17 protein-coding genes and 1 other RNA gene are annotated in these 17,523 nt (G+C 49.8%); 13 read left to right on the plus strand and 5 right to left on the minus strand.

Annotated features, from left to right (window positions below; genetic code table 11):
* Nucleotides 1-59: 59 nt before the first annotated feature.
* The 3 genes from recN to METMI_RS0114360 form a co-directional block, all read right to left on the minus strand.
* Nucleotides 60-1,751, minus strand: a complete 1,692-nt coding sequence (recN, locus tag METMI_RS0114350; protein ID WP_019866987.1) for a DNA repair protein RecN — start codon at nucleotides 1,749-1,751, stop codon at nucleotides 60-62.
* Nucleotides 1,745-2,641, minus strand: a complete 897-nt coding sequence (locus METMI_RS0114355; protein ID WP_019866988.1) for an NAD(+) kinase — start codon at nucleotides 2,639-2,641, stop codon at nucleotides 1,745-1,747. The genes recN and METMI_RS0114355 overlap by 7 nt, the downstream gene beginning before the upstream one ends.
* Before the next feature lie 98 nt (nucleotides 2,642-2,739).
* A complete protein-coding gene (locus tag METMI_RS0114360) occupies nucleotides 2,740-3,513 on the minus strand; it encodes an exodeoxyribonuclease III (RefSeq protein ID WP_019866989.1) in 774 nt (257 codons plus the stop codon).
* 91 nt (nucleotides 3,514-3,604) lie between these two features.
* On the opposite strand from METMI_RS0114360, the gene rpmE reads away from it, so the two are divergent.
* Nucleotides 3,605-3,805 (plus strand): 50S ribosomal protein L31, encoded by a 201-nt coding sequence (gene rpmE, locus METMI_RS26300; protein ID WP_083930330.1) that lies wholly within the window; start codon nucleotides 3,605-3,607, stop codon nucleotides 3,803-3,805.
* A 300-nt stretch (nucleotides 3,806-4,105) separates the two neighbouring features.
* Nucleotides 4,106-5,275: a choice-of-anchor R domain-containing protein gene (locus METMI_RS0114370; protein ID WP_019866991.1), complete on the plus strand. Its 1,170-nt coding sequence runs from the start codon at nucleotides 4,106-4,108 to the stop codon at nucleotides 5,273-5,275.
* A 403-nt stretch (nucleotides 5,276-5,678) separates the two neighbouring features.
* Here METMI_RS0114370 and METMI_RS0114375 read toward each other — a convergent pair whose 3' ends face one another.
* Together METMI_RS0114375 and METMI_RS0114380 are read right to left on the minus strand one after the other, a co-directional pair.
* Nucleotides 5,679-6,326, minus strand: coding sequence for a cupredoxin domain-containing protein (locus METMI_RS0114375; RefSeq protein ID WP_019866992.1), 648 nt, complete (start codon nucleotides 6,324-6,326; stop codon nucleotides 5,679-5,681).
* Between the two features lie 34 nt (nucleotides 6,327-6,360).
* Nucleotides 6,361-8,016, minus strand: a complete 1,656-nt coding sequence (locus METMI_RS0114380; protein ID WP_019866993.1) for a multicopper oxidase domain-containing protein — start codon at nucleotides 8,014-8,016, stop codon at nucleotides 6,361-6,363.
* 237 nt (nucleotides 8,017-8,253) lie between these two features.
* Here METMI_RS0114380 and ffs point away from each other — a divergent pair.
* From ffs to nqrF, 11 genes are all read left to right on the plus strand, one after another.
* Nucleotides 8,254-8,350: signal recognition particle sRNA small type (ffs, locus tag METMI_RS26305), an RNA gene on the plus strand.
* 36 nt (nucleotides 8,351-8,386) lie between these two features.
* Nucleotides 8,387-10,006 (plus strand): DNA polymerase III subunit gamma/tau, encoded by a 1,620-nt coding sequence (gene dnaX, locus METMI_RS0114385; protein WP_029151716.1) that lies wholly within the window; start codon nucleotides 8,387-8,389, stop codon nucleotides 10,004-10,006.
* Between the two features lie 18 nt (nucleotides 10,007-10,024).
* Nucleotides 10,025-10,348, plus strand: a complete 324-nt coding sequence (locus tag METMI_RS0114390) for a YbaB/EbfC family nucleoid-associated protein (protein WP_019866995.1) — start codon at nucleotides 10,025-10,027, stop codon at nucleotides 10,346-10,348.
* A 1-nt stretch (nucleotide 10,349) separates the two neighbouring features.
* On the plus strand, nucleotides 10,350-10,946 hold the full coding sequence (recR, locus tag METMI_RS0114395) for a recombination mediator RecR (RefSeq protein ID WP_019866996.1): 597 nt from the start codon (nucleotides 10,350-10,352) through the stop codon (nucleotides 10,944-10,946).
* A gap of 18 nt (nucleotides 10,947-10,964) precedes the next feature.
* Complete coding sequence (locus METMI_RS0114400) at nucleotides 10,965-11,303, plus strand: histidine triad nucleotide-binding protein (protein ID WP_029151717.1); 339 nt, start codon at nucleotides 10,965-10,967, stop codon at nucleotides 11,301-11,303.
* A gap of 245 nt (nucleotides 11,304-11,548) precedes the next feature.
* Entirely contained in the window at nucleotides 11,549-12,901 is a 1,353-nt protein-coding gene (locus tag METMI_RS0114405) for a Na(+)-translocating NADH-quinone reductase subunit A (RefSeq protein WP_019866998.1), read from the plus strand.
* Entirely contained in the window at nucleotides 12,901-14,103 is a 1,203-nt protein-coding gene (locus tag METMI_RS0114410) for an NADH:ubiquinone reductase (Na(+)-transporting) subunit B (RefSeq protein ID WP_019866999.1), read from the plus strand. The genes METMI_RS0114405 and METMI_RS0114410 overlap by 1 nt, the downstream gene beginning before the upstream one ends.
* The gene (locus METMI_RS0114415) at nucleotides 14,096-14,995 is read left to right on the plus strand and encodes a Na(+)-translocating NADH-quinone reductase subunit C (protein ID WP_019867000.1); all 900 of its coding nucleotides are present in this window, start codon (nucleotides 14,096-14,098) and stop codon (nucleotides 14,993-14,995) included. Before METMI_RS0114410 ends, METMI_RS0114415 begins: the two co-directional genes overlap by 8 nt.
* Nucleotides 14,992-15,672 carry an NADH:ubiquinone reductase (Na(+)-transporting) subunit D gene (locus METMI_RS0114420; RefSeq protein ID WP_019867001.1) on the plus strand — a complete coding sequence of 227 codons (681 nt, stop codon included), beginning with the start codon at nucleotides 14,992-14,994 and terminating at the stop codon, nucleotides 15,670-15,672. Before METMI_RS0114415 ends, METMI_RS0114420 begins: the two co-directional genes overlap by 4 nt.
* Entirely contained in the window at nucleotides 15,672-16,280 is a 609-nt protein-coding gene (gene nqrE / locus METMI_RS0114425; protein WP_019867002.1) for an NADH:ubiquinone reductase (Na(+)-transporting) subunit E, read from the plus strand. Before METMI_RS0114420 ends, nqrE begins: the two co-directional genes overlap by 1 nt.
* A 12-nt stretch (nucleotides 16,281-16,292) precedes the next feature.
* On the plus strand, nucleotides 16,293-17,513 hold the full coding sequence (gene nqrF / locus METMI_RS0114430) for an NADH:ubiquinone reductase (Na(+)-transporting) subunit F (RefSeq protein ID WP_019867003.1): 1,221 nt from the start codon (nucleotides 16,293-16,295) through the stop codon (nucleotides 17,511-17,513).
* Nucleotides 17,514-17,523: the final 10 nt, after the last annotated feature.

Genomic DNA, 17,523 nt, shown 5'->3' on the forward strand with positions numbered 1-17,523 from the left:
TAAAACAAGCCCCCGGTAACGGGGCGTTGGTTTGCTCGCCGCGCTCTGCGGATGGCCCGTCATCCGTCGGGTGCGGCTTGGGACAGACCTGTCGCCAACATTTCTTGGGCATGCGCCAGCGTGTTGGCGGTGATATTGACGCCGCCCAACATTCTGGCTATTTCAGTGACGCGTTCCCCATCGTCCAGTGAACGGACGCTTGAGGAGGTGATGTCGGTTTGGTTGTTTTTCGAGACAAAAAGATGGTGGTGCGCTTGCGCGGCGACTTGTGGCAAATGCGTGACGCATAAGACTTGGCGGTTATGGCTCAAGCGGCGCAGTTTTTGCCCGACTATTTCCGCGATGCCGCCGCCGATGCCGGAATCGACCTCGTCAAAAATCATCGTCGGTGTGGTTTTGTCATTGGCGGTGGTGACCTGGATGGCAAGGCTGATGCGCGACAATTCGCCGCCGGAAGCGACTTTCGCCAGCGGTTTCGGTGGCAAGCCGGGATTGGCGGCGACCAGAAACTCAATTTTGTCCGTGCCGTTTAGCTTAGGCAGGTCACCTGCTTGCGGGTTGACAGCGACCACAAATTCGCCGTTAGGCATCCCCAATTCTTTGATGACGTCGGAAATCCGCTGTTGCAGTTCGGCGCCACGCTCCTGCCTCCGCCCGGACAATTGCTTGGCGAGCTGATGGTATTGCCCTGACAATTGCCCGGTCTGCAATTTTAATGCTTCGATGCGTTCGCTGCTATGCGTCAAATTGTCGAGTTCATGTTCCAATTTGGCTAGCTGCACAGGCAATTCTTCTGGTGCGACATGGTGCTTGCGGCTGAGTTGATGGATGATGCCGAGCTGGTTTTCCACGGCGTTAAGGCGGAGTGGGTCGGCTTCTTGCGCTTCCAAAAACCGCCGCAATTGCAATGCGGCTTCTTCGGTTTGGATTTTCGCTTCCGTTAACATCGCTGAGATTTCATTGAGTTCCGGCGCGTAACGGGCGATGTGCGCCAGTTCTGACAAACTATGCCCCAACAGGGTGAGCACGGAGGCTTGGTCATTTTCATACAGGGTATCGACCAAACTCTGGCCCGACGCCAGAATTTCGCCTAAGTTCGCCAGTTTGTCGTGTTCTTCGGTGAGGGCGGCGTAATTGAAATTCGCCAGCTCCAACTGTTGCAATTCGTCAATTTGATACCGCAGTAAGGCTTCACGTTCGGTCTGCTCTGAAGCCGCTTTTTGTAAGGCGTTCAGTTCCTTATGGGTGTGTTGCCAGTGCCGGAAACAGCCGTTCAGCTCGTCCAGCAAGGGCTGGTTTTTTGCGTAAACATCCAGCAAGCGGCGTTGCTCGTCATTATTGAGCAAGGTCAGATGGGCGTGTTGGCCGTGGATTTCAACCAGCTTTTCGCTGAGTTCCTGCAAGGATTGCAAGGTCGCCGGACGGTTGTTGATATAGGCTTTCGAACGCCCGTCGCTGCTGATGACCCGCCGGACCAGGCATTGCTGCCCGTCATCAAGGTCATTGTCCTGCAACCATTGTTGCGCCAGCGGCGCGTCGCTTAAGTCAAACTCCAGATTAATTTCCGCGCGTTTGCAATCGGGGCGCACATAACCGGAATCGGCCCTATCGCCCAAAGCCAATCCCAAGGCGGTCAATAAAATGGATTTGCCGGCTCCGGTTTCGCCGGTCAATACCGACATGCCTTTGTCCAGATCCAGGTCGAGCATTTTCACGACCGCAAGGTCGATAATCGTAAGGTTCACTAACATGGCGGGGATGTGTGGTAGCCACTGCTCCAGTTTAATTTGTTCCTGAGGATATAGAAGAAGTCATGGCCTTCCGGGTGTAAGATTCTAATCGGTTTAGGTTCCTGTTTTATTAAAATCTTGTCACTGATCAGCACTTTTGGGATTTCGATGTGGTCGCAAGTGACCAAGGCATTGATTTGTTTGGTTTGGCAGAAACTGATTTCGATTTCTGAACTGTCGGCGATAACGATAGGGCGGTTCGATAAGGTATGCGGGTTGAGCGGGACTAGCACTAGCGCGTTCAGGGAGGGTGATAAAATCGGCCCGCCCGCCGACAGCGAATAGGCGGTTGAGCCCGTGGGCGTGGAGATGATCAGGCCATCGGAACGCTGGGAGTTTAAAAACACCCCGTCAATTTTAGTGATGATCTCAATCATGCTGGGTGTGATCCAGCGATGGATGACCACTTCATTGACCGCCGTTTCCTCATGGATAATTTGTCCTTCCCGGATAATCTTGGTCCGTAACAGGTAACGCTTTTCTTCAGTGTAATGGCCTTGCAGGATGTGGTGCAGCTTTTCCGGCAACTCGTTTGGCGAGATGTCCACCAAAAAGCCCAACCTTCCGAGGTTAATTCCGATGATGGGGATGTCATAAGCGACAACCGCCCGTACCGCCGATAAAAAAGTGCCGTCACCGCCAACGGCAATCACCAAATCGCAATGTTGCCCAATCGTCCCAATCGGGCACGCCTCCACGGCAGGGCCTTTGATAAATCCGGCGCTGTCTTGCTCAATAATCACCGTGTAGTGTGCGGCTTTCAGATAGCCATAAAGCAAGTCCAATGTCGCGGTAATGCGCGGGTCGCTGGGCTTGCCGATGATGCCGATGATCTTGAAAGGTCTCTGCATTGGGATGACAACGGTTAAAAGCGGTTGATTATACAGAAAAGTTAACGGGCAAGTTTAATGGCTGGATGTTGTGGCATTAAAAAATGGGCGAGATGCGCTCACAGGGGATAATCATAGTCCATAATCAGCGGCGCATGGTCGGAAAAGCGTTCGTCTTTATAAATACTGACAGATTGGGTTTTCTCCTTCAAAGACGCGCTGATGATTTGATAATCAATGCGCCAACCGACATTTTTAGCCCAGGCCTGGCCTCGGTTTGACCACCAGGTGTACTGGTCCGCTTCTTGATTGACCTGCCGGAAAGCGTCGTACCAGTGTCCGCCTGTCACCAACGCGTCGAACCAGGCACGTTCTTCTGGTAAGAAGCCGGAGTTTTTCAGGTTGCCACGCCAGTTTTTCAAGTCGATTTCTTTATGGGCGATATTCCAGTCGCCGCAGATGATGGTGTCGCGCCCGCTCGCGGCGAGAGTGTCCAAATAAGGTTTTAGTCGCGCCATGACATCGAATTTAACGGCTTGCCGCTCTTCTCCCGATGAGCCGGAGGGTAAATATAAGGAAATCACGCTCAAATTTCCGAAACGCGCTTCAATAAAACGTCCTTCCGAATCAAAATCAGGCCAGCCTATGCCGTGGTTGACTTCATCCGGTGGGTGCTTACAGAACAAGGCCACGCCGCTGTAACCTTTTTTTTCGGCATCGTGGTAAAAACAATGGTAGTCCTCAGGATGAAAAATATCGGTGGGCAATTGGTGCCGTTGCGCTTTCGTTTCCTGGATACACACCACATCGGCGTTTTGTTGTTGCATCCAAGTGAAAAAGCCCTTGCGTTCCGCCGAACGGATGCCGTTGGTATTTAAGGTGATTATGCGCATAAGGTCATTTGTAGCTTGTGGTTTTTAGCGTTAAACCGTATTATAGGTGGTTTTTTCAGGACTAGCCCGTTTGTGGGTAATGTGAAGCGATATGAAACCAGATATTCATCCTAACTATAAACAAATTACGGTAACTTGCGGTTGCGGTAATACATTTGTCACTGGCTCGGTCATTGCGAAAGACCTGCAAATTGAGGTGTGCTCATCTTGCCATCCTTTTTACACAGGCAAACAGCGTGTGGTTGACACCGCTGGCCGCGTTGATAAATTCCGCAAAAAATACGGCAAATAAATCCGCCGTATTTCTGGCGTTAAGCCGGAATTCCAAACCAGATTCAAACAAAAAGCCCGTCAAACTCATCGTAAACGATGGGTTGACGGGATTTTTTGTGGGTGTTGGTTTTTGATTAGCGAACAAGATGGCCGTGTGCCCCATAACCTTAGGCTCCACAAGATAAGCAGGGTAGGGTGGAGTGGGCAAGCGTATTTTTGCTTGCCCACCGGAACCCGGAGCAATCGGTGGGCGCGATAGATCCGCGCCCACCCTACCCGGCTTTTTGTTTTTGCAACCTTAATAATTTCTGGAGCCGCTATGTCCATCAACCAATCTCCAGCTACCAGCACCATCCGCGTGGCTATCGGCACCTTCGTGCTCGGTTTTGCTTGCATCGCATCGACAATGGCACAAGCGGCGACGGCAATCGCCTACGATAATCTCGATCTTTCCCGCTCCAATGGCGTGGACTCCATTAACTCCAATATCGGCATAGGCCCCGCGGCCGATTCCTTTACCGACAGTGCCGGGGATTGGCTGACCGATATTAAGTTGGATATGTCCCGTGCCAACCTCGGCTCGACGGGAAGCTTTACGGTTTCGCTTCTCAGCGATAACGCCTTCACGCCCGGCTCGACCGTGGCCACCTTGGGGACGTTCAATGACAGCACCTTGGGCAGCACGCTCAGTACGTATGATTTCTCTAATTTCGCTCCGGTCAACCTGACCATCGGCAGTCGTTACTGGATTCAGGTCACAGGTTCCGCCAATTCCTCGGCAAGCTGGTCGTGGTCCTCAAACCTCAGCGGAACGACGGGCGTGGTGGGCGAGCGTTATGCCAATAAACTGGGCGAGTATCCCAACAGCGGCGGCCCTTACCAGATGCAGGTCACCACCAGGACTGACACCCACCTGTACGACAACTCTACCTTGGCCAAATCCTCCGGTGTCGATTCTATCAATCCTGTCCATGGCGTAGGCCCCATCGCAGACTCCTTCTTTAGTCCCAAGGCAGAACGACTGAGCGATGTGAAGCTGGCGCTGTCCCGTGATAACCTTGGCTCGACGGGGAGCCTGACGGTTTCACTCTTCAGCGATAGTTCCTTCAAATCGGGTTCGTTCTTGGCCAACTTGGGGACAATCAGCGACAGCCTGTTGGGCAGCACACTGAAGCTGATCGATCTGTCAGGTTTTGGGGTCATCGATTTGGCGGCCGACACCCGCTATTGGATCAAAGTCGTCGCTTCCGGCGGTTCCTCGGCGAACTGGTCGTGGTCGACCGACATTAGCGGGACGGGCGTGGCCGACGAGCGTTATTCCAATAAGCTCGGCGTGTACCCCAATAGCGGCGGCCCTTACCAGATGCTAGTCAGTGCCATAGATATCCCCGGCGGGCCGGCCAGTGTGCCGGAACCTAGCAGCATCGCCCTGTGGGCGGTGGGGATCGCGGCCTATGGTTTCGGCAGGCACCGCATGGCCCGGCCTTAAGGCCGATAGGATGCGAGGAATGAAGCGCACGTTAGTAATGGTTTCAGGTTCCGGTTTGCCTTCGTCAAGTTCGGTGGTTGCGGGCAGTTTTTGGGTTTGCTTCGGGCTTACGTTTTAACCTTAAGCCCCTCTCTCTGCGGTTGTTGGGATTTTTAGGCCAAGTTGCTTCTCGTTCCGTGCCGACGCGGTGGGCCTGTTGCCTCCGTTTGGGTATGGGTGACGCCCAGCCTCGCGGGTTTGGTGCTGGCCCTAAAACGGGCAAAATCAATCGTTTTTGGCCGGTGGTTGTTTGGCCTTGGCCGTGTTGCCGGTACTGACAGGCCAGTCAAGTGGGATGTGCCGCCCATTGGCGGTTTTGGGGTTCGTTTTTTTATCAAGGTTCGGCGGCTTCGTTTCGCTTTCGTTAGTGGCGCGCCCCTGTCAGTTTTAAGATCAACAAAGGCAGGGCAGAACCCGCCAACACGCACAGCAAAAGGAGCGCGAGATTGGTGTGTGTCCAATCGACCGGATAATCATCGGCATTCACCGCCGCGCTGATGCCTGGGATGCTGGGCAAATCGCCGTCGCCGCCATCGACTTTCAGTTGCGCTTTCATGCCTTTTTCCATGTGCTGCGGCAGCTCGCAATGCACCAGATAGGTTTTTTTCTGGCTGGGCAGTATCAGCGAGGCTTGCAATTTTCCCGCACCGTTCAATTCCAGATGGAACATGCCGTCAGGATACAAATACCCTGGCAAGCCGTGGATCATCAATTGGTGGCGGATTTGGTCGTCGTTGATGAAGGTGATGTTGATTTTGGCGCAAGGTTTGACATTCCACTCTTGCTTGTCAAAAGCGAACATTTTGCCGTTGAATTTGGTGGCGTATTGTTGTCCGGCATGGATGGTGATGTCGACGGTTTCCGAGAGCTTGGTGCAGTCACGCGGCAATTTGTCGGGGTTGTCGTTCATAATCATGCCTTTTTCATCCATCACCATGCCCGTGTGGTGATGGCCTTCGGCGTTTGCCAAATGGGTGGCTAACAACAAGCTAAAAATCAGGATTAATTTCATGGTGTAGTTTGGTCTTGTATTCTTCTGCATGTCCTTAAGCCTGCTTACGTTTCAGGGTAAAAACTAAGGCCAAGCCGATCAATAAACCAGCCGCCAGCCCAAATAAAATAATTTGCCAATACGGCGGGACAATCAGGCCCGCGTCACCCAGCAAGTGCTTAAAATCGCCTTGCGCCCATAAGGCCTGCTTTTTGGCGTAATAATCTTTGCTGAACACTTCGTTCAACAAGTCATCGTGCATGGTCGGCATTCCGTTTTCGTCCAGCATCGGTTTATAGGCCAAAATTGCCATATTGCCGCCCGGTTCCATGCCGTCGCTAGTCGTGCCAGTCGCGACATGGTCATGGAACATCCATAAACCGGGGCCGTAGCTATTGACGCCGTTGTTTTGTGTGGACAGCTGCAAATCTATCCGTTGCGCGGGGGCAATGTCGAACACGTCACGGGTGATGCGGGCCACTTCCGCTTGGTCGACGCCATCATAAGCGGTGATAGTGGCTTTATGGCCGTGAAAATGGATGGCGACGGGCGAGCGTTGCACATTGGCGATGCGTAGTTTGATGTTTTCATTGTCATTGACGGCAATTATGCCGTCGCGCAATGTATAAGGGAAAGAATGCCCGTTAAGCAAGAAATAATTTTCAAACGATTCGGTCATGTTGTAATCGCGGCTCATGCGTTGCGCGACCAAACGTGGATCGTTGGCGTTCTGGATGATTTGCGACAGTTTTTTGTCGATGGATTGGTAGATCAGATCATATTCTTGGCTGTAGGTATTTTTCACACCGACAGAAGGATGGCGGACTTGGCCTGCGCCGACGTTGAAAGTTTGCACCCAGTTATTCGGATGGTTTTCTTCAACGACAAACATGCCATGTAAACCCATCATAAAGTGTTGGGCGGTTTGGACGTGGCAGTGATAGAGCATCGTCCCTGCATGGCGGGGTTGGATTTCGTAAGTGTGGCTTTTGCCCGGGAACACGGCGTGTTCTTCTGTGCCATCATTATCTTCGCCTTTGGAATTGTGGAAGGCGTGGTCAACCCCGTGCAAATGGATGGTGTGCGGCAGATAGTGGGTGTTTTCCAGAGTAATAAAAACTTTGTCACCTTGCTCGACGCGGATAGTGGGGGAGGGCGCGCGTAGCATGGGGATGGCGACTACGGAATTGAAATTTTTCAAGGCCATACCGCGTGATTTAGGCGCATACACCCATAAGCCAGGTTGGATGCCGGGCGCAATCGGGTAGGTGTTGATGAGGAATTCGCCATCAGGGCTGGAGCCGTTGAGTTCCACGACTTCCAGTTTGATGTGGATTTCATCGGGGTCACCATCGTTATCGACATCCTCACCCATAACTAGGGCATCTTGTGCCAAATCGGTCTGCATCAAAGTCATCATGGAGACATTATTGGTACCTTTGACCGAAGTTGCCACTTCGTAAGGGTTGTCAGGTTCGCAAGCGGGGGCGGGGGCGATGTCCACGCCTTCAATCATTTGGGCTTCGCGCCATTCCGGATGTTCGTTGGAACAGGGTTTTTCGACGCTGCTGGTTTCTTCCGAACGATTGTAAACGGTGGAGGGCGGGGTGATCCCGGCCGGTTGGATGGTTTTAGGGAAGAATTGTACTGCCGTGGTGGCCAATACGGCGACCAATAGGGCCGATAAGGCAAGGTGTTTTTTAGTCATCATTTGACAGTGGGTGTATAAGGCCGGGTGCTGTGTTTCATAAATAAAGGTGATGCCTTACGGCATTTTTGTCTGGATATGATACACCAGTTACATCGGTGCCAAGCAGTGGATGCGATTAATCGTGCCACCGCAAATTGGCTGGTTAAGAAGAAATATATCAATATCGCTTGTGTTGTCGCCACTATCCGTACATAATAGGCGGCCTTTAGCTGCTAAAGCTAATCATTATGGTGATCGTGCCGGTCCTCCCGCAACGATACGCTGTGAACCCCGCCAGGTCCGGAAGGGAGCAACGGTAACAGCAGATTCGTGTGCCGGGATGTGGCTGGTACGATCGCCGCCCCATCAAGCACTATCAATCGAGCCTGCAATGAATTACCAGGTTCTCGCCCGAAAGTGGCGTCCCTCTAATTTCACAGAAGTTGTCGGACAAGAACATGTGGTCAAGTCGTTAACCAACGCCCTTGCCCATAATCGTTTGCATCATGCCTATTTGTTTACCGGAACCCGCGGTGTCGGAAAAACCACGCTAGCACGGATTCTGGCTAAAGCCATCAATTGCGAAAATCTCCAAGACTTTAATCCTTGCGGTGTTTGCCCTATTTGCCGGGCAGTTGACGAAGGCCGTTTTTTGGATCTGATTGAAGTCGATGCCGCCTCCCGCACCAAAGTCGAAGACACCCGTGATTTGCTCGACAATGCCCAATACGCACCCAATCAAGGCCGCTACAAAGTCTATCTGATTGACGAGGTGCACATGTTGTCCGGGCACAGTTTCAACGCCTTGTTAAAGACCTTGGAAGAGCCGCCGCCCCATGTCAAATTCCTATTGGCGACCACCGACCCGCAAAAAATCCCCGTCACCGTCCTGTCCCGTTGCCTGCAATTCAATCTAAAACGCTTGTTGCCTGAGCAAATCCTTGCGCAAATGCGTGTCATTTTGGAGCAGGAAAACATCGCTTTTGAGGTTGCCGCCTTAAAATTGCTTGCCCGTGCCGCCGATGGCAGTATGCGGGATGGTTTAAGCTTGCTGGATCAGGCCATCGTTTTTGGTGCAGGCAGCGTCACGCTGGATGATGTGCATGCCATGTTGGGCACGATTGCCCGGCAGCCAGTTGCCGAAATTTTATTGGCCTTGGCTAACCAAAATGCCGCCGCTATCTTTGCCACAATCAATGAAATGGCGGATTTGACTAGCGATTTCAGTGATGTGTTGGCGCAAATCCTACAAATTCTGCATCGGGTTGCCTTAGCCCAATATTTGCCCGGATCGGTCGGGCAAGATTTTGACGGGGATAGGGTCGCCGAATTGGCGGCTGCGCTTAAGCCCGAAGATGTGCAGCTGTATTATCAAATTGGCCTGCTAGGTCAGCGTGATTTGGATCTGGCGCCCGACCAGCGCAGCGGCTTTGAGATGGTCATCTTACGGATGTTGGCGTTCAACCCGGCAACAATAAGTGGCCCGGCTGTCCAGCCGGTAGCCATATCTGCCCCCGCCCCAATTCCAGGTGTGGCCACACCTATGGCGCAAAAACATTACCCGCCAGCTAGCCTACCGCTGGGTAAGGCCATTGGGATTGAACCTTCAATAAAGGAAGCGCCACTGGGGCGGCCTGCAAGCCAGTGGATGGATATGATTGCCACCATGAGGTTGGGGGGCATGACCCGTGAGCTTGCCAACAATTGTGTCCTGGAAAGCCTAGACGATAAAGCCTGTACCTTGAGGCTGGATCCTGGGCATTTGCAGTTGCGTGGTGCGGTGGCGGAAGAAAAGCTGCAAAAAGCGTTGCATGTTTATTGTGGCAAGCCCGTTAAGCTAATTATCAACGCCGAGAAGATCACCGTAGACACTCCCGCCAAACAATTGCACAAGGAACGCGAAGACCGGCAGCAGGCGGCGGTTGATGCCATTAATTCAGACGAAAATGTCCAGGCTTTAAAAGAACACTTTGACGCCAGGGTTTTATCCGGCTCCATTGAGCCTGTTTAGAGATATTTAGGAGAGAAAATGAAAAACCCGTTAGGAAATTTGATGCAGCAAGCGCAAAAAATGCAGGAAGATTTTAAAAAAGCGCAGGAAGAAATTGCTTCAATGCAAGTGCAAGGCGAATCAGGCGGTGGCTTGGTCTCCATCATCATGAGCGGCAAGCGCGAAGCCTTAAAAGTGACGATTGATGAGTCATTGGTTGGCGAAGACAAGGATATGCTCGAAGATTTGGTGGCCGCCGCCATTAACGACGCGGTCAACAAGGTCGCCAAGATGAAAAAGGATAAAATGTCGGCATTGACTGCGGGCATGCCCTTACCGCCCGGTTTTCAAATGCCTTTTTAAGATGTCCAAAAAAGGCCTGTTAGGGCAATTAATCCAAAGCTTTTGTTGTTTGCCGGGTGTGGGTGCGAAAACGGCGCAACGTATGGTGTTTTATGTTCTCCAACGTGACCGTCAGGGTGCCAGGCGATTGGCTGAGCTGTTGTTGCTTGCCATAGATAATATCAATTATTGCCGCCAGTGCCGTACGTTTACTGAAGATGATCTGTGCAATGTTTGTGCCGATGCCGGACGTGATACGGGGTTGGTTTGTATCGTCGAAAATCCTGCGGATGTTTGGGTGGTCGAACAAACCGGCGTCTTTAAAGGCCTGTATTTTGTCCTGCACGGGCGGTTGTCGCCGTTGGATGGCATAGGCCCGGATGAGTTGGGCTTGGATTTGCTGCGGCGGCAGTTGTCAGCGGGGGGCATCAGGGAGCTTATCTTGGCCACCAATTCGACGGTTGAAGGCGAGGCCACGGCGTTTTTTATAGGTGAACTGGCCCGTAAACATCAAGTAAAAGCCAGCCGGATTGCGCATGGCGTACCGATGGGCGGTGAGCTGGAATTTATTGATAGCGGGACTTTGTCCCATGCGTTTAATGACCGTAAAGTTTTTTAAATACGAAAGGTATCTATTATGTCAGATTGTCTTTTTTGCAAGATGGTTGCGGGTGTTATCAAGCCTGAGGTTGTGTTTGAGGATGAAAATGTCCTGGCGTTTAGGGATATAAACCCGCAAGCCCCCGTGCATGTTTTGGTTATCCCTAAGCGGCATGTGGCGACCTTAAATGACTTGGGTGGCCATGAAATGGCAGGGCAGTTAATGTTGGCCGCCACTACCATAGCCAGGCAAGAAGGGCTGGCTGAAGATGGTTATCGCGTCAATATCAATTGTAATAAAAAAGGCGGGCAGGAGGTCTACCATCTGCATCTGCATTTATTGGGTGGCCGCCAAATGACTTGGCCTCCAGGTTAAGTTCCCTATTTTCTATTTTTTTGATGTTTCTCCTGTAGTGTGTTGAATTAATAACTCTTTTTTATAGTAAATACGTTGCTCACATCCCCCCCTCGACGCTGGAAGTTGCCTTTGTAGAGTTGAGAAAGCAAGATTTTTGTGATGTAATGAAAAGTGTTACACATCTTAATGCGCTTCTTGTTTTATCGGTTTTTAAAATGAGGGGATGGTTTCGCCGCAACTTGTTGGGAGAGTAGGCTTCAACTATGCAATTTACTATTAAAAAAGGTTTGGATATACCGATTACGGGGGAGCCAAAACAAGTGATTGAGCAGGGTAACCCTGTCAAATCAGTCGCTGTTTTGGGTATGGATTTTGTAGGCATGAAACCTACAATGATGGTTAGTGAAGGGGATAAGGTTAAACTAGGCCAAATACTTTTTAGTGACAAAAAAAATCCTGGGGTCAATTTTACCGCTCCAGGCGCGGGTATTGTTAAAGCGATCAATCGTGGTGAAAAACGGGTTTTGCAATCCGTCATTATCGAATTGAAAGGTAAGGAAGAGGAAACTTTTGCAAAATACCATGAAGCGGAATTAAATGCTTTAAGTGTCGGGCAAATTAAAGAAAATCTCATCCTTTCTGGTTTATGGGTGGCGTTCCGGACGCGTCCCTATGGAAAAACGCCTGCGGTTGACAGCAAGCCCAGTTCCATTTTTGTTACGGCAATCGACACCAGTCCGTTGGGCGCTGACCCTGCCGTTATCATTAAAGAACGCCCTGCTGATTTTGTAAATGGCCTGACGGTCATTTCCAAATTGACCGATGGCAAAACTTACGTTTGTAAGGCTACGGGCAGTGATGTGCCTACAGGTAATGCCTCAATCACCATGGCTGATTTTTCGGGCTCGCATCCTGCTGGATTACCTAGCACGCACATCCATTTAATTGATCCCGTCAATATTGATAAATTTGTCTGGCATTTGGATTACCAGGCCGTTATGGCAATTGGTGCCTTATTCACTACAGGTAAATTGAATGTCGAGCGGGTTGTGTCATTGGCGGGCCCTACCGTTAAAAATCCACGTTTGGTACGTACCCGCGTGGGGGCCAATACAGATGATTTGGTTGCGTCCGAATTGGATGAGTCGGTAGAAAGCCGGGTTGTTTCTGGTTCTGTGCTGTATGGGCATCAAGCTAGCGATTGGGCGGCTTATTTGGGCTTTTACAGCAACCAAATTTCGGCGTTGCAAGAAGGGCGTGCCCGTGAGTTATTTGGCTGGATCGTTCCAGGCAAGGACAAGTATTCCGCCCTTAACGTTTACACTTCCAGCGTTGACCGTAAAGATAACCGTAAATTTCCATTGACGACAGATAAGAATGGCAGCAACCGTGCGGTCGTTCCGGTTGGTGTTTATGAAGCGGTCATGCCTTTGGATATTTTGCCTACACCATTATTGAAATCGTTGCTTGTGGGTGATTCAGATCAGGCTCAATTACTGGGTTGTTTGGAGCTCATCGAAGAAGATGTTGCGTTATTCACCTTCGTAGACCCAGGCAAACATGATTTTGCCCCTGTGCTGAGAGCGAACTTAACTAAAATTGAGAAGGAAGGATAATGTCGGCTAGAGATTTTTTAGATAGCATAGAGCCGCATTTTACAAAAGGCGGTAAATTAGCAAAGTACTACGGTCTTTATGAGATGGTGGATACTTTCATCTACACCCCCGCTTCTGTAACACGCGGCACTACGCATGTCCGGGATGGTAATGACCTGAAGCGGACAATGACTTTTGTGGTGATAGCAACATTGTTCTGTGTCTTGATGGCCATCTATAACACGGGTTATCAGGCCAATGTGGCAATGGAAGCGATGGGTTTGGAGAAAATAGACAATTGGCGCAGTTTGCCGATGATGGTGTTTGGCTACAATCCTGCCAACCCCCTGTCTTGCATCGTACACGGGGCTTTGTATTTCTTCCCGATTTATTTCGTCACCTTAGCGGTTGGCGGCGTTTGGGAAGTGTTGTTCGCCACCGTGCGCGGGCATGAAGTCAACGAAGGCTTTTTGGTGTCTTCAATGTTGTACACGCTGATCATGCCGCCAGACATGCCATTATGGCAAGTTGCTTTGGGCATTTCTTTCGGTATCGTTATCGGTAAGGAAGTGTTTGGCGGTACAGGCAAAAACTTCCTGAATCCTGCATTGACCGGCCGGGCCTTTTTGTATTTTGCCTATCCGGCTTCCATTTCCGGCGACTCCGTCTGGGTGGCTGTCGACGGTTATACTGCCGCTACCCCATTAGGGTTGGCTGCTAACGGCGGTTTGGAAGCGGTTTACAATGCCCATTATAGTTGGGTGCAAACCTTGTTCGGTTTCGAACCGGGTTGTTTGGGTGAAACCTCCACCATTGCAATCCTGATCGGAGCGGCATTCCTTTTATATACCCGTGTCGCTTCTTACCGCATTATGGCGGGCGTATTCTTGGGCATGGTGGCAACTTCATTGTTGTTTAATGTCATTGGCAGCGACACCAACCCGATGTTTGCTTTCCCTTGGTACTGGCATTTGACCGTCGGTGGTTTTGCCTTCGGTATGGTGTATATGGCGACAGACCCAGTTAGTGCCGCGATGACCAACACGGGGCGCTGGATATTTGGTGCCCTGGTCGGCGGTATGACCGTATTAATCAGAGTAGTGAACCCTGCGTTTCCAGAAGGTATTATGCTGGCAATTCTGTTCTCTAACATGTTCGCGCCTACGATTGATTACTTCGTCATCCAGGCCAATATCAGAAGAAGGATGAAACGCCATGCTTAATAACGAAACATTGAACCAGAATTACGAAAAATTTAAAGTTTACCGCGATAAGATATTGGCCTTAGGCAATGACAGTTTGGAAAAAACTATCGCCATTGCCTTGTCATTATGTTTGGTCTGTGCGGTTTTTGTCGCCTTTGCCGCGGTCGCCTTGAAACCTTTGCAAATCAATAATAAAGAACTGGACATGAAGAAGAACATTCTTGATGTGGCAGGCCTGCTTGAACCAGGTAGTGATATTGATGCGGCCTTTGCCGAGAAGATTGAGCCCAAAATTGTTGATTTGGAAAGTGGTGAATACATCGATAGCATCAATGCTGCCGAATATGACCAACGTAAGGCGGCTAAAGATCCTGCGCAAAGCGTGGCGATTCCAAAAGATAAAGATATAGCCCATATCCGGATTAAGGCCAAATATGCAAAAGTGTTTTTAGTCAAAGAAAAGGGCGGCATCAAATCTATTATTTTGCCTATTAATGGTTATGGCTTGTGGTCTACCCTGTACGGTTTCCTATCTTTAGATCCCGACGGCCAGACTGTACAAAGCATCAACTTTTATGACCAAGCGGAAACTCCGGGGCTGGGTGGCGAAGTGGTCAACCCTAACTGGCGTGCGTTGTGGAAAGGCAAAAAAGTCTATGCCGAAACCGACCAGCCTTCTCTTGAAAAAGGCTTGATAACTGAAGCCGATGTGGGTGAGCCTGCATTGACCCTGATCAAGGGTGTGGTTGACAACAGCAAGCCCGGTTCACAATATCAGGTTGATGGCCTTGCCGGTGCAACTTTGACCAGTACGGGTGTTTCAAATCTGATCAGATATTGGATGAGCAAAGAAGGTTTTGCACCTTATTTGAGTAAAGTTAGAACAACGGTTAAAAGAGGTGTCTCATGAGTGCAGTACTGAATGATGAAACAAAAAAAGTATTGGTTGAGCCGTTAGTCAACAATAACCCGATCACCCTACAGGTTTTGGGGATATGTTCGGCGTTAGCGGTCACTTCGCAAATGTCAACTTCATTGATTATGGCGTTGGCGTTAACGCTGGTGACAGCATTTTCCAGTGCGGCGATCAGCGCGATTAGGAACCATATCCCTAGTAGCATCCGCATTATCGTGCAAATGACGATTATTGCGTCATTGGTAATTGTGGTTGATCAAATTTTGAAAGCCTTTGCTTATGATGTCAGCAAGCAATTGTCGGTATTCGTTGGTTTGATTATCACCAACTGTATCGTCATGGGCCGTGCCGAAGGCTATGCCATGAAAAACCCTCCCTTGGAGAGTTTCATGGATGGTATCGGTAACGGTTTAGGCTACAGCCTTATTTTGGTCATCGTCTCTTTTTTCCGTGAACTCTTTGGTTCCGGTAAATTGTTGGGCAATGAAGTTTTTCAATTGACCAAAGATGGTGGCTGGTATGACCCTAACGGCCTGATGTTATTGCCACCTAGCGCATTTTTCATCATCGGGTTGATCATCTGGGCTGTCCGTCAATGGAAACCGGAACAATCTGAAAAGGTGGAATATAAAATTATGGCGATTGCCCACGGTGAAGGAGGGCATCACTAATGGAAGCCTATATCAGTCTATTTGTAAAAGCCGTATTTATTGAAAATTTGGCACTGTCCTTCTTTTTGGGCATGTGCACATTTATTGCGGTGTCGAAAAAAATCTCCACGGCGATGGGTTTAGGGGTCGCTGTTATGGTGGTCCAAGCCATTACAGTCCCTGCCAATAATTTGGTTTACCACACCCTGCTGAAAGAGGATGCTTTGTCTTGGATAGGCATTAAGGGCGTGGACTTGAGCTTTTTGGCTTTATTAAGCTGCATTGGCATGATTGCGGCCTTGGTGCAAATTCTGGAAATGATTTTAGATAAGTTCTTTCCGGCTTTGTACTCCGCCTTGGGTATCTTTTTACCTTTGATCACTGTGAACTGCGCCATCTTAGGGGGTAGTTTGTTCATGATTGAGCGTGATTACAACTTCGGCGAAAGTGTCACTTACGGAATTGGAAGTGGCCTAGGTTGGGCGTTAGCCATTACCGTCATGGCGGGCGTTCGCGAAAAACTCAAATACAGTGATATTCCAGCAGGTTTGCAAGGCTTGGGTATCACCTTTATTACTGCGGGTCTGATGTCGCTTGGCTTCATGGCTTTCTCTGGAATCCAACTATAGGAAGGTGTCGTAATGTTGGAAATTATTTTAGGCATTATTATTTTCACGGGTTTCGTGATTGCATTGGTATTTCTCATTATCGGTGCCAAAAGCAAATTGGTTGCCGCAGGCGATGTGGAAATTCTGATCAATGATGAAAAGAAAATCTATGTGCCTGTAGGGTCTAAGTTATTAGGGGCATTGGCTGACAATGGCCTGTTTGTTTCGTCAGCTTGTGGCGGCGGCGGCACTTGTGCGCAATGCCGGGTTAAAGTCCATTCTGGTGGCGGCGATATTTTGCCGACCGAAACGTCCCATATCACTAAACGTGAAGCGGCAGAAGGCGAACGCCTGTCTTGCCAAGTGACGGTTAGGAACAACATGTCCATTGAAGTTGAAGACGATGTGTTTGGTGTGAAAAAATGGGAATGTACCGTCAAATCCAACCATAACGTTGCGACATTCATTAAAGAATTGGTTTTGGATTTGCCAGAAGGCGAAGCGATTAACTATCGAGCGGGTGGTTATATTCAAATAGAATGCCCGCCGCATGTGGTCAAATACAGCAACTTTGACATAGAAGAGCGTTTCCGCGACGATTGGGACAAATTCAATTTATGGCGTTACGTCTCTACAGTTAAAGAACCTGCCTTGCGTGCTTATTCTATGGCTTCTTATCCTGTGGAAAAAGAAATCATGCTGAACGTCCGTATCGCGACCCCGCCACCACGCGCACCAGAAAATGTACCGCCAGGTATCATGTCTTCGTACATTTTTAGTTTGAAACCAGGCGACAAATGTATCGTTTCAGGCCCTTATGGTGAATTCTTTGCCAAAGAAACTGATACTGAAATGGTGTTTATCGGTGGTGGTGCAGGTATGGCGCCTATGCGCTCGCATATTTTCGACCAATTACGTAGGTTGGGGTCGAAACGAAAGATCACCTTCTGGTATGGCGCACGTAGCAAGCGTGAAATGTTCTATGTGGAAGATTTCGATATGTTGGCGCGGGAAAATGAAAACTTTACATGGCATGTCGCATTATCCGACCCATTGCCTGAAGACAACTGGGATGGTTACACGGGATTTATCCATAACGTCGTGTATGAAAACCACCTGAAAAACCATCCGGCTCCGGAAGATTGTGAGTTTTACATGTGCGGCCCTCCGATCATGAACAGCTCGGTTATCAAAATGCTGTTGGATTTAGGTGTGGAACCTGAAAACATCATGTTGGACGACTTCGGCGGCTAAGCCAAAATAT

The organism is Methylovulum miyakonense HT12 (genome assembly GCF_000384075.1).
Lineage (GTDB): Bacteria > Pseudomonadota > Gammaproteobacteria > Methylococcales > Methylomonadaceae > Methylovulum > Methylovulum miyakonense.